At 33.2% G+C, this 12,637-nt stretch carries 11 protein-coding genes, 1 tRNA gene and 4 pseudogenes; 3 read left to right on the top strand and 13 right to left on the bottom strand.

Translation table 11 applies throughout. From position 1 onward, the window contains the following. The first annotated feature begins 8 nt into the window (after positions 1-8). Positions 9-653: a hypothetical protein gene (locus ACQKTA_RS13365; RefSeq protein ID WP_427814999.1), complete on the top strand. Its 645-nt coding sequence runs from the start codon at positions 9-11 to the stop codon at positions 651-653. A gap of 95 nt (positions 654-748) precedes the next feature. Here ACQKTA_RS13365 and ACQKTA_RS13360 read toward each other — a convergent pair whose 3' ends face one another. Next, positions 749-973, bottom strand: coding sequence for a hypothetical protein (locus tag ACQKTA_RS13360; protein WP_427814998.1), 225 nt, complete (start codon positions 971-973; stop codon positions 749-751). A 183-nt stretch (positions 974-1,156) separates the two neighbouring features. Between ACQKTA_RS13360 and ACQKTA_RS13355 the strand changes: the two genes are divergently transcribed. Then, positions 1,157-2,241, top strand: a protein-coding gene (locus ACQKTA_RS13355) for an IS3 family transposase (RefSeq protein ID WP_427814997.1) whose coding sequence is annotated in 2 segments (ribosomal slippage) — positions 1,157-1,394 and positions 1,394-2,241 — 1,086 coding nt in all. Because the reading frame shifts where the segments join, the coding sequence is not laid out codon by codon here. A 356-nt stretch (positions 2,242-2,597) separates the two neighbouring features. On the opposite strand, the gene ACQKTA_RS13350 is transcribed toward ACQKTA_RS13355, so the two are convergent. From ACQKTA_RS13350 to ACQKTA_RS13320, 7 genes and pseudogenes are all read right to left on the bottom strand, one after another. Beyond that, positions 2,598-2,855, bottom strand: coding sequence for a hypothetical protein (locus tag ACQKTA_RS13350; RefSeq protein WP_427814996.1), 258 nt, complete (start codon positions 2,853-2,855; stop codon positions 2,598-2,600). A gap of 75 nt (positions 2,856-2,930) precedes the next feature. Beyond that, positions 2,931-3,004 (bottom strand) — tRNA-Met (locus ACQKTA_RS13345). Between the two features lie 430 nt (positions 3,005-3,434). Next, positions 3,435-3,551 (bottom strand): annotated as a pseudogene (locus ACQKTA_RS13340) (hypothetical protein); the annotation flags it as partial. A gap of 295 nt (positions 3,552-3,846) precedes the next feature. Then, positions 3,847-4,931 (bottom strand): annotated as a pseudogene (locus tag ACQKTA_RS13335) (IS3 family transposase). 87 nt (positions 4,932-5,018) lie between these two features. After that, positions 5,019-6,189: pseudogene (locus tag ACQKTA_RS13330) on the bottom strand (IS256 family transposase). 729 nt (positions 6,190-6,918) lie between these two features. Next, positions 6,919-7,269 (bottom strand): transposase, encoded by a 351-nt coding sequence (locus ACQKTA_RS13325; protein WP_427815007.1) that lies wholly within the window; start codon positions 7,267-7,269, stop codon positions 6,919-6,921. A 341-nt stretch (positions 7,270-7,610) separates the two neighbouring features. Next, positions 7,611-8,135: an IS110 family transposase gene (locus tag ACQKTA_RS13320; protein WP_427814995.1), complete on the bottom strand. Its 525-nt coding sequence runs from the start codon at positions 8,133-8,135 to the stop codon at positions 7,611-7,613. A 546-nt stretch (positions 8,136-8,681) separates the two neighbouring features. On the opposite strand from ACQKTA_RS13320, the gene ACQKTA_RS13315 reads away from it, so the two are divergent. Continuing rightward, positions 8,682-8,846 carry a hypothetical protein gene (locus ACQKTA_RS13315; protein ID WP_427814994.1) on the top strand — a complete coding sequence of 55 codons (165 nt, stop codon included), beginning with the start codon at positions 8,682-8,684 and terminating at the stop codon, positions 8,844-8,846. A gap of 104 nt (positions 8,847-8,950) precedes the next feature. Here the strand turns inward: ACQKTA_RS13315 and ACQKTA_RS13310 are convergent, their stop codons facing one another. From ACQKTA_RS13310 to ACQKTA_RS13290, 5 genes and pseudogenes are all read right to left on the bottom strand, one after another. Next, positions 8,951-9,106: a hypothetical protein gene (locus tag ACQKTA_RS13310; protein ID WP_427815009.1), complete on the bottom strand. Its 156-nt coding sequence runs from the start codon at positions 9,104-9,106 to the stop codon at positions 8,951-8,953. Positions 9,107-9,260: 154 nt separating this feature from the next. Next, entirely contained in the window at positions 9,261-9,506 is a 246-nt protein-coding gene (locus ACQKTA_RS13305) for a toxin-antitoxin system, toxin component (protein WP_427814993.1), read from the bottom strand. 113 nt (positions 9,507-9,619) lie between these two features. After that, positions 9,620-10,138, bottom strand: coding sequence for an HdeD family acid-resistance protein (locus ACQKTA_RS13300; RefSeq protein ID WP_427814992.1), 519 nt, complete (start codon positions 10,136-10,138; stop codon positions 9,620-9,622). A gap of 255 nt (positions 10,139-10,393) precedes the next feature. Then, positions 10,394-11,531: pseudogene (locus ACQKTA_RS13295) on the bottom strand (IS3 family transposase). Positions 11,532-11,665: 134 nt separating this feature from the next. Further along, positions 11,666-12,562 (bottom strand): patatin-like phospholipase family protein, encoded by an 897-nt coding sequence (locus ACQKTA_RS13290; protein ID WP_427814991.1) that lies wholly within the window; start codon positions 12,560-12,562, stop codon positions 11,666-11,668. Between the last annotated feature and the right edge of the window lie 75 nt (positions 12,563-12,637).

Below are 12,637 nucleotides of genomic sequence, written 5' to 3'. Positions count from 1 at the left end.
GGAATATAGTGAATGAACAAGAAAAGAATGATATATTGCAAAAACGCTTAGACCATTTAACAAGTAGTCCCGACTGGTTTGATAACTTGGAAATTAGACCACAGGTTTTTGCTATTCGTGAAGAACTAGATCCAGATTCTTTTTTTAATCCCTATGGCAAAGGAACAAGAACATTTCCTTTGCCAAAAGAAGCAGAAGAAGAAATTGATGAAATTTTTTGGGTAACTTCTGACAAAAAAAGCAATTCAAAAAATTTAGACACGTCTGAAAATTCAACTGAGAATACAAGAATAGATACCTCTGGAAAAACAACCCGTAAGGATTTAGAAAACACGAGAGAAAACAACGTAATAGATCGGTCTGAAAAAGTAAATATTGATGATTTAGATATGAGTTCGATTCGTGGAAAACAATGGGTTAATAAGTTGAGAGAAGACGACCAAGTAACAATCGTACACCTTGAATTTTCTACCATAGAACCAGGCATAGTTTTTTGTATAACAATGGATCATCACATTTGGGTTCAAGGGAACAAAATGTATGGTTTTTTACCTAGCGGGTATTCCCTTGATTATTCAAAAGATAAAACAAGAATGATTCGTACCATTGAAAATGAACAGTTTAACAAAAATAGGACAACAAAAAAGGATTAGCGGTTAGACCGCTAATCTATTTTTGTTAACTTATTCAGAGTTTTGAAACAAAACGCTGTATACTGGATAAGTAGAGTATATAACTATTATCTATTTTATGAAAGCGAAACCATTCTTTTTCTATAAGATTCAATAAAATACCTACAATCAATTCGACTTGCTTCACATTGTAAGTAAAAAACGTATCGTTCTAATCCTTCCGCCGCAATCAATTGTTGACCCGAGCCTAAAAGTTGTTCAAAGAACATTTCTTGTGAGAGATAGCCTAATTCGTACTGATGAATCAACGTCATATTATCCATTACTGTCTTTTTTTTCATAAAAATGCTGAAAATTTTCATCGTGTTCAAGCTGTAGTTCTAAGTCTTTTTCAGTCGATTGTTTTAGTAGTTGTTTATCTGTTTGAGTAAATAATTCCGTGTCAAACCACTTAGTAGTCTTGGCTCCTATAATATGATTACGGACAAGTTGTTCGCTATAATCTATTAAAGGAGTTTTTTATTATGCAAACAAAAAATTCAGCTACTAGATATTCACAAGAATTTAAAGAATCCATGATATCTCTGAGTCAGACCGGGCGGTCTGCTAACTCATTGTCTAGAGAATATAACGTGAGCGTCTCAACGATTAGCAAATGGATTCGCCAAGCAGATCCCAATGATAGGAGTATTCTTACAATAAGAGAACGTGATTTAGTAAAAGAAAACAAACGATTGAGAGAAGAATTCGATATTTTAAAGCGAGCAGCGGTGCTTCTGGCAAAAAATTAAAGAAGCAAGGGAGAGAGGTCGTTTTAAGACCCATTCAGCGTAACTTAGAAGCAGGACACCGCATTACCCGAATTTTACAGGTTTTGAATATTTCTAGATCAACTTACTACGATTTTTTGAAGTGGAAGCCGAGCAAATCAGAGCAGAGACGTCAGCTTCTTAAGCAACAAGTATTAGATTGTTGGTTAAAACACCCCATGTATGGCTATCCTCGAATAACAAAATACTTTAAAGAGAAGTTAAATCTCTCAATCAGTCGCTATCTTAGTTATCGCCTCATGCGGGAATTAGGAATCAAATCACGAATGGTTCGGAAAATGAAGAAACCGAAAAGCTATACCGAAATCGCTCAACGCCCTAACTTGATAAAGAAATTAAGAAATAAATCTAGTGTCTTGTTAACAGATATTACCTATATTCCTGTGAAACGTAAATGGTTCTACTTAGCCAGTCTGTATAATCCTGAAACCCGTCGGGTTGAAGCACATAAAATAGGAGCTAACATGACAAAAGAGCTCGCTACCAGCGTGATTGATCAACAAATTTTAAAATCATTAGGGACAAAAATAATTCATAGCGATATGGGAAGTCAATACACAAATGATTTATTCGAAAATAGTTTAATACAGCTAAATATCAAACATTCTTATTCCCGTAAAGGATGTCCTGGAGACAACGCCAGAATTGAGAGCTTTCATTCTATTTTAAAGAGAGAATATGTAAATTTTCAAAGCTTCCAATCACTGGATGAAGCAGTCGTGGGAATTGACAGCTATATCCGTTGGTACAATAATGACCGTATTTCATTGGTTTCCTAGCTTATGCCCGTACCGTTTTTAAAATTTATCTAAAAACGGTTATTTGAGCTACTCTCTTTTAGGAAAACTCCAAGTAAAATTATAAAAATAGTTTAACACGGGAATTTTTGTTTGAATAAAGAAGTATCGTAATTTATTTTGAAAAGTATTCGCCTTTTTGTGTGCGGGTTCTTGACATAGGAGCCAATAAGCGTTGGCAAGAAAAAAACAAAAAATATGCCAAATATTTGAGTAATCGATCTAGATCTCGTTCGTTTATCAAAAAGCAGGCCACGCTTGACGATTTAGCTGAGTTAAAACAACTGATTGAGGATAGAAAAAAAGACCTTAGCGAGTGCTAGAGTCTTTTTACATTTCTACTTATTGAAATTTTCGAAATACTTATCAATTTTCTTCATTTCATCATCATCATATTTAGCATATTTTCCAACTTCATGGAGAATATGTTTCACTTCATGAATTGCTTTTTTCTCTGCATACCATTTTTTGAATTCATGTTCTTTGGTGGTGTTTTCATTTAGAGAATTTAGTTTGCTTAACTCATCATCTAACTTCACTACTGTATTCGCAATATTATCCAAAACTTTTTCTTCTTTTTTTTCATAATCTGTCATAATACAACACCCCGTTCTTTATTTATATATCTATCTTATACCTTGTTCACTTTTTTTTAAAGTAATAACCTAATATGTACTCTGTAGGACTCGAACCTACGACCTATCCGCTATGAGCTGATGGCTCTAACCAACTGAGCTAAGGGTACCCCATTATAAATTGTGAGTTCCCTCACTTAGTGTTAAAATAAAAGAGTGGAACGCCAACTCCCCACAGATAACTTCCCCAAGTACCTGTGTTTGACGTTCCTTTTTAAGTAATACGTATGTAATTCATGTATAATTTACCAAAAATAAAGCGTTTTTACAAGTATTTTAAAATATGCACTATTTTTTATAAGTTCCTACACAAGTAGAGAGCTTTTTTTGTTCATAAAAACAGCCAGGTTATTGGGAGAAGCCTGACTGCCAATGAAGAAAGTTATGGATTAACTAAATTGTAATACCGTCTAAGCAATACTTCAAGCAAAAATAGTAAAACTGGCTAAGATGACAAAAACTTAGCCAGCCGAAAGTGAGGGTAAGTAACCATCTAACCCTACTTAAATAGTATCATAAATCATCTACCAAGCAAATTATTTAGTAAGCATTTCCATATACAACAGACCAATCCAATGTACGCCGTGCGACATAGCGTCGTTCACCGCTGTAACTTACATAAGATACCCAGCGGGTTCCTTCTGAATCCACATATGAATCATAAGTAAATGTCTAGCCGCCATAATAAGTCGCAACCATACTTGCTGTAGTTAAAGGTGCCGAGCGTACATTCATTGTTCTATTGGCTTGATAGGTACCTTTTTGGGCTCCTATGTCAAGAACCCGCACACAAAAAGGCTAATAATTTTCAAAATAAATTACGACACTACTTAGTTCAAACAAAAATAGCTGAGTTAAACTATTTTTTATAAATTTACTTGAATGTTTTGCTAAAAAAGAACAGCTCAAATAACCGTTTTTAGTTAAATTTTAAAAACGGTACTAGCCTGAGCTAGGAAACCAATGAAATACGGTCATTAATGTACCAGCGAATATAGCTATCAATTCCAACAATTGCTTCGTCCAATGATTGGAAGCTTTGAGAATTTACATATTCTCTTTTTAAAATAGAATGAAAGCTATCAATTCTTGCATTGTCTCCAGGAGATCCTTTACGGGAATAAGAATGTTTGATATTTAGCTGTGTTAAACTATTTTCGAATAAATCACTCGTGTATTGACTTCCCATATCGCTATGAATTATTTTTGTCCCTAATGATTTTAATATTGATTGGTCAATAACACTGGTAGCAAGCTCTTTTGTCATGTTGGTACCTATTTTATGTGCTTCAACCCGACGGGTTTCAGGATTATACAGACTGGCTAAGTAGACCCATTTAGGTTTCACAGGAATATAGGTAATATCTGTTAACAAGACACTAGATTTATTTCATAATTTCTTTATCAAGTTAGGGCGTTGAGCGATTTCGGTATAGCTTTTCGGTTTCTTCATTTTCCGAACCATTCGTGATTTGATTCCTAATTCCCGCATGAGGCGATAACTAAGATAGCGACTGATTGAGAGATTTAACTTCTCTTTAAAGTATTTTGTTATTCGAGGATAACCATACATGGGGTGTTTTAACCAACAATCTAATACTTTTTGCTTAAGAAGCTGACGTCTCTGCTCTGATTTGCTCGGCTTCCACTTCAAAAAATCGTAGTAAGTTGATCTAGAAATATTCAAAACCTGTAAAATTCGGGTAATGCGGTGTCCTGCTTCTAAGTTACGCTGAATGGGTCTTAAAACGACCTCTCTCCCTTGCTTCTTTAATTTTTTGCCAGAAGCACCGCTGCTCGCTTTAAAATATCGAGTTCTTCTCTCAATCGTTTGTTTTCTTTTACTAAATCACGTTCTCTTATTGAAAGAATACTCCTATCATTGGGATCTGCTTGGCGTATCCATTTGCTAATCGTTGAGACGCTCACGTTATATTCTCTAGACAATGAGTTAGCAGACCGCCCGGTCTGACTCAGAGATATCATGGATTCTTTAAATTCTTGTGAATATCTTGTAGCTGAATTTTTTGTTTGCATAATAAAAAACTCCTTTAATAGATTATAGCGAACAACTGGTTGCGTCAATAATTTTGTGTAAATAGATAATCCATTCCATTAACTAAGTTAAACCATCGATTCCAATGTGTCTTGAATTTCTTTAAATCCTTTATGGATTCGGTCTAAGAATTTTTGATTATATTGCTCAAATTGGGAAACTAAGAATCTCTCTAGAGATTCCTCATTAGGAAATTGTTCCTTTCTTCTTGTATATTTTTTTAGTTGCTTATTAAACCCTTCAATTAAATTAGTTGAATAAATAGTCCGTCTGATTGAAGGTGGAAAATTAAAAAAGGTCAATATAGCAGGATTTGCGAATAGCTTCATTACTCGTGGATACTGCTTTTCCCATTTACCCGTTAGAAAGTCTGTTTGATTAATAGCCTCTTCTTTCGAAGAGGCTTGATAAATAGTTTTAAAATCTGCATATATTTCCTTTCTATCACTCACGCGAACTTTATGAGCGATATTTCTAGCTACATGGACGCAACATTGTTGAAATTGATCATTTGGATAAACGCTATGAATACAATCCTCTATACCGCTTAATCCATCTGTTACTACTAATAAAATCTCTTCTAGACCTCTATTTTTTAAGTCTTGAAGCTGCTCTTTCCAAACATAAGCCGATTCAGTTGGAGCAATAGTATATCCTAATACCTCTTTCGTTCCATCTAACCGAATACCAATTGCGATATATACAGCTTCTTTTGCGACTGTTTACCTTTTCAAGGGAATATGAGTGGCATCTATAAAAACAACAGAATAATTCGATTCTAATGTTCTTTCCTTGAAAGCTAGGACATTTTCAGACATCATCTTACTCATATTTGAAATAGTTTGTGGCGTATAGTAATGTCCATACATCTTTTCAATCAATTCAGAGATTTCAGACATCGTAATACCCTTTTGAAATAATTGGATAAGTGTTGTTTCTAAAGAATCATTGGTTCTTTTATAGTGAGGCAAAGTTTGTTGGTCAAATTCCCCATTCCTATCTCTAGGAATAATTAAATTTAGTTCGCTGTACTCTGTTTTAAATGAGCGGGAGTAATTTCCCATTACGGGAATTGCCAGAATTAAATCCAGATCTATCGTATTATTCATAGTCAAGAAAGGCTGTTAATTCCGCATTTAATAATGAATTGATAGCTAGTTCTAAATGGTTTCGAAACAATTCGTCCAAATCACCTTTGTTGATAAGTGTTTCCATAATTTCTGTAGTAAAATGAGACATAAGAAAGTCCTCCTATAAAATTTCTGTGTGTTAACGTTAATTTTACAGAATGGACTTTCTTTTTTTCTATCTTAATAATCTATTTACACAAAATTTTTTACGCTATCATTTAATGAGTTAGTGTTTTTAAAATTTAATCATTATTATTAGCAATATAATCCATATTTTTAATGTCAGATGTCTGAGTAGAGTGGAGTTGCTGTATTTGTTCTTCAGATGAGTCTATTGTAGTCATTTTATCTTGTAACAATGCAAATGGAGCAAATGCACAGAAAAGGCTACTAGAGACGTCAAAACTGATAGTTTATAATACTTGTCGTTTTTTTTATTAAAATAAACAATACCTGCGATACCAATCAAAAATACAACTAAAAAAATTAAATACACGTATTACACCACTTTCTTATAGATACCTATGTGACAGACAATAAAAGTAAGAACCAAATAGAGCAGCTTAAGAAACGTTTGATAACATTTAGCATTTTTGTACCTCCGTTTTCTTATCTGAGGTAATCATACAATGCAAAGGTAATAGATTTACAACTAATATTGTCGTTAGAAACGACAGTCCATTAAATAAAAGTTCTGTAAACGGACGATATCTTACTACTAGTCAAGAGTAAATATAGATATAAATTAAAATCGCTATGTAAAAGTAAGGCATTACAAATAGGCCTCTGCTCTATATTTTTTTAAACTAGAGGCAATAAATTACTCAATTTGCTTGGGTTAGTCAGATTTTCTCGAAGCAAGGTGATAATCATAGAGTGTTCCTTTAAGAGCCAGCGAATATAGACATTTAATAAGTTTATTGATGCATGCAATCATGGTTACTTTATGCTTTTTAGAATAAGGAGGCTCTTTTAATTTGTAGTAATATTCAACAATGTGATTTGGCCCCCAGCGCTGTTGTTTGAGCATATTTATTACAATGAGGTATAAGACTCTTCTTGCATTAGAATTTCCACGTTTGTTTATATGATCGTTACCTAAAAAAGAGCCAGATTGATATCTGCGAATATCTATTCCAATATAGGCATTTACTTTCTTGGAAGAACTGAATCTACTAAGATCACCCAACTCTCCGAGAAGCAAAGCGGCGCTAATTTCACCAATACCTGGAAAGCTAGTAAAAGACTGTAATTCTTTGAGAGACTTGGCTATTTTTACTATCTATTTGGAAAGTTCCATTTTTTTGCTTAAAAGCTCTTCTAGAAATTGAGCATAGTATCTTACTTTTTCAACTTGAATATCTTCAGCTGAAACAGCAGGATAGGAATTTTGTGCATACTCAAGTAACTGAAGTGCTTTGATTTTTGCTTTATCGATACTTATTTTTTTAGAGGAATGTTAAATAATTAAATTTTTGATTTTTGTAGGTGAGTATTTTAGTAATAAATCTGGATGTGGAAACATTTGAATCAATGGAGCGAGTGAGAAAGGATTCGATTTTCAATTAAGGAATTTAATTCAGGGAAGCATTGTTCAATAGCGTTATGGAGTCTCATACGTGTTAACTGCGCATATTCGTCTATCTCTGCATAAAATCGAGATAAATGACGCAAAGAGGCATAGGTGAGGTCTGGGGTCTCACACGCTACACGATGATTACGCAGATATGATTGAGCTAACTTATGTGCATCATGAGTATTTGTTTTCCAGCTGCGTAAAGTATCTTTATCAATCTGACGTTTTGCAAGATATGGATTTAAACAATAAAAAGTAAGTTGATTGATTTCACAGAATCTATCAATAACTTTTGAATAAATGCCAGTAGACTCATAAACAATATCTGGTGAAGTAACACAAGAATTCACAACATCTAAGAGTATTTGAAAGCCACTTTTGGTGTGAGAGATTTCAAACTCAGCTAAGCAGATAGTCTCTTTGTAAAGAACAACGTTACTTTTACCCTTTGAAACATCTAAAGCAATAATATATTTCATGAATAGACCTACTTTCCTTAATATTTGAAAGATCTTCACTTAGACATTTCGATACCATTTTCCTATACACGAGCTCGAGGCCCAACATACTTTAAACTGATTCAGAAATGAAAGCGAAGAAGCCCAGTTTAACGTTAGAATTCTAAGATCCATCATCCGTTTCGAGCTTTCTTTCACTTCTACTATAACTTAAGAAATTATAGTGGTAAGAAAATCCGTCAACTTTCTTACAAATCAATATTGGTATATTTCACGTAGGAAAGAAGGTAATTTAATTGAACGGAAATATTAGTTTTGTCAATAGAACGTTCCTATGTACTAAATCATTTGAATCTGAAGGAAGACAGTGTTTGAAAGGGGAAACTTACACTGCGTTCAGTAATGTTAGTGGAGTAAAGTTTGTCTTTGAGAATGATGATATGAATTTTACACATGAACTTTTTGAAAGAGTAGTTGACGCTTGGTCAAATTTATTGGTAGAAACAACACCATAATTGTCCGCAATTGGACGAGATCAAGGAATTGAACTTTCACATGAAGAAAAAATTGAAGAAAAGAGATAATGGATTTACGGAATTTGTTATTTTGGGTGGTGCAAAGACTAAAAAGGAACGAGCTCGATTGTTACGTAGTATGTCATATCGGTATGGTTATTATCCGCAAGATATTATTCTTGCATCGCATCCTCGCTCGATTAAAAGCCAAAAATAATTAGTTCATAATCGGACGAAATAGCAAAAAAAATAAGCATATACTGTGTTTAACAGTATATGCTCTCAGTATGAAAAGTAATAGTCCATAGAAGGTTACACTCCTTATGCGATTTTTGCTAATTCATGTACTGCATTTTCAATCGTTGTACCAGTTGCAACTTTGCTTTCGTCCTGTTTGTCGAAAACAACAAATAGATTCAAATCAGTATCTAAAGTAACACGGTATTCTAATTGGTTCTTATTGAATGTCATAGGCATAAAACATTCTCCTTTCTCATTTAGTGACGAAAGGCAACTAAAACGTTCATAACGAAATTCCAATTTGTATTATACCACATATAAAAGTTGTGTCATAACAGAATAACTTCTGCTAACGACCACTATCACAGAAAAAAAGACTCCGAAATGGGGTCTAATTGAAACTTACGCTTTGTTCTTCTAATTGTTTAATTAGTTCTGCAACATATGCTTCTTGGAAATATTGATGGAAATCTTTTTGAAAGTCATCTGAGATAGAATTAAAAAGTTGTTCAGAAGAGTCTATTAATTCTTTTGGTGTTTCAGATTCAACAACGATAGAAGCACTGTCAAAAGAATCAGTGACCTTTGCTGATACGGATTTCATCAATGATACAACATCAATTTGTGTTTTTAACATAAAAATAATCCACCTCTAGGCTTAAGTGTAACACAATAAAATATTCTTAATACAGAATAACTATATTAACCACCCGAATCACGGAAAAAAATAGAGGCCTAAGCCTCTATTAATTAAAATGCATATACAAGTAGAGAAATACCAATCATCATTAGATAGAATCCAACTAAGAAAGCTAGTGTCAATGCTGACACGATTGGATTAAATAAAAGCATAATTCCGACGATTATACCAATGATATTGATCACGACCATAAACCAATAGTACCCAGAGCCTCTAACTTTGAATATATCTGATTCAGCTAAGCCAACAATTGAATCGACGATAAACCAAATAGCAAAGATATAAGGTAATGCCAATACTCCTGCGTTTGTATTGATCAATAAGAATGCTCCAATAACTAAGTCAAAGATACCTAAAACAATTAACAAGGTAGATTTCTGACTAGTAAATTCATGAAGCTTACGTCTAAAGAATAATTCGAATATGCCTTTTATTATTGCAACAATAGCAAAAATATAAACAATAGCTTTTAAACTGCTATCTGGATTATTAAATGATACTAGAGATACAAAGATAAAAAGTAAACCAATTAAAAAATATTCCCAACCAAATTTATTTCTTTTTTCCATTATAATTCACCTCCTACTAAGAGTATAAACTTAAGAAGAATAAAAGTGAAATATAAGTGGAATAGTAGACTAACTCACCCTATCAAGTATAAAAGGAAATACGAATTGAAATAAAAAAAACATGGACTAAATAGTCACATGGAGTCATGTATTGTTAATGAGCCTTGATTATTGTGTGATTTCGAGAGCTTCTAACAATATCTCTTTAATACTTTGGCTCCTATAATGGATTTGAGTCAATATCTTGGACACATTTTAGTAGAGACGGTTATGACTATTTTTTTTTGATAGGTCTTCAAACTCCTGTGGAGTTTGATAATCGATTGAGCTATGGATTCGGTTTCGATTATAGAATCCTTCAATATAGCTAAATAGCGCTCGATTTGCTTCTTCAAAATCTGAGTAATTTGTCGTATATACTTCTTCCTTTTTCAGTGAGGCATGGAAAGACTCAATTCCTGCATTATCATAAGGCGTTCCTTTTCGACTATAGGAATGTCTTATTTTGTTGGTATCAAGCCATTTTTCCACTTCGATTGCTGTATACTGGCTGCCTAAGTCCGTATGTAGAATCATTCCTTCTGGAATGTGATACTGCATTTTTGCTTGATTCAACGTTTGAATGATACTGTCCACAGTCATCCGCTTTGAAAATGTATAACTAACAATTTTTTTCGTATGTAAATCCATGATTGAAGATAGGTAACACCAACCATTTTTCTTAGTAGGAATATAAGTAATATCAGCTACCCATTTCTCACAGATTGTTTTAGTAGAAAAGTCCTGATTTAAAATATTCTCTTTTGAAATAATTGGGCTATTAGACCTTTGAGGTCTATATTTTTTAATGACAATCGACCTTAAATTTAATTGTTTCATTAGCTTTTGGACATGCTTAAGAGATACTGAACGACCTTTTTTTAATAAAACTTGATGGATCTTTGTGGCACCGTATCGTTGTTTATTCATAAAAAAATTGTTGAAATCCTCTTTTTTAATTGTCTATTTCTGATTTCTGTAGCTGTCAACGGTTTGTTTTTATAAAAATAATAGACACTTCTAGGGATTTCTAACAACTTACACAACAAAGAAACAGTGTAATCTTTACACCATCTTTCAATAAATTGAACAAGTAAATTTATGTTTTTCGAGAGAATATGGCTGCGGCTTTTTTTAAGATTTCAAGTTCCTCTTTCAAACGAGCATTTTCTTTTCCTAGCTCAGCTATTTCTTTTCCAGTCAGTCCTGTGGACTGATCCGGTAAATATAAATTCTTCCATTTATAAATTGTTGCTTCAGATAAGCCATATTCTTTCGCTAAACCTCGAACAGAACGTCCAGTTTGATTCAATTCAACAATCATCTGTTTAAAGTTTTCTTCGTATCGGGTCATAAAATTCATCCTCTCGTAGATAAGTTTAATTTATTTTTGTCTCTACGAAAAGTTGTCTATAATTTGATACTAACACCACTAACACCAAATCCATATCGTTGGTGCAGCGGCAGTAGCTACGCTATCAAATAATATTATGATTCTAAATAACTTTCTAATTTTGGTAACATTTTTTCTGCATCCTGGTATCCCATCCAATAAAGATCTTCTAAATTTGATAAATTTTTCTCTAGTCGGCTTACAGTGACTGGTTTAGACGGACTAATGCATAATACTTGATTTCTTTCTATCAATTCTTCTAATACATCACATTGTTGATTATACATTTTGGGTCTGTCTTTTAATGCCTGATAAAATACAGGATGCTTTTTTGATAAACTAGAATATTTTAACAGGTTTATTTGTGTTTGTGCTTTTTTTCTATACGATCTTTCTCTAGTTCTAACTACAATAATTTTTTGATATCCTTTTTCGATAGCCCATTGATAAGGTATAGAATCAGAGCAACCGCCATCTAAATATAAAGACTCCCCTATCATAACTGGTTTAGAGAGAAAGGGCATGCTAGCTGAGGCCTGAACTGCTAATTGGAAATCTGCTTTGTTAAAATAGCATGGCTTGCCAGTTTCTATATTAGTGGCTACAGCATAAAATTGCCTATCACTCAATAAAAAGCGGTTTAAATCAAAAGGAGTGTATTCATTTACTTCATTTAAGACAAAATTGAAGCCTATTAGACTTCTATTTTTATTGATAGCTTTCCATCCAACATATCTACTATCGTGTCTGTATTTAAGGTTGATGTTAATTGCTCTACCAATTTGTCCAGATACATAATTCATACCGGTCAGTGCCCCTGCAGAGCATCCGATGGTACATTTCGTATTGATATTATGTTCCATCAATAAATCCGTTACACCTTGAGCATAAACGCCTCTAAATGCTCCACCCTCAATAACTAGACAGGCATTACTAATGGAATTTGATGCTTGACCTTTGGGTAACTTTCCAAAGTTTATCGTATCTTTCATAGTTTCTATCTCCTTACGTAATTATTCATATTCAAATAAGTTCATACCCATTAATGATACAAATTGAATGGCTAC

Source organism: Enterococcus sp. 22-H-5-01, from assembly GCF_050310005.1.
Classification (GTDB): Bacteria; Bacillota; Bacilli; order Lactobacillales; family Enterococcaceae; genus Enterococcus_A; species Enterococcus_A hailinensis.
The sequence above is the reverse complement of the archived record's forward strand: the minus strand, read 5'-3'. Positions and strand labels throughout refer to the sequence as shown.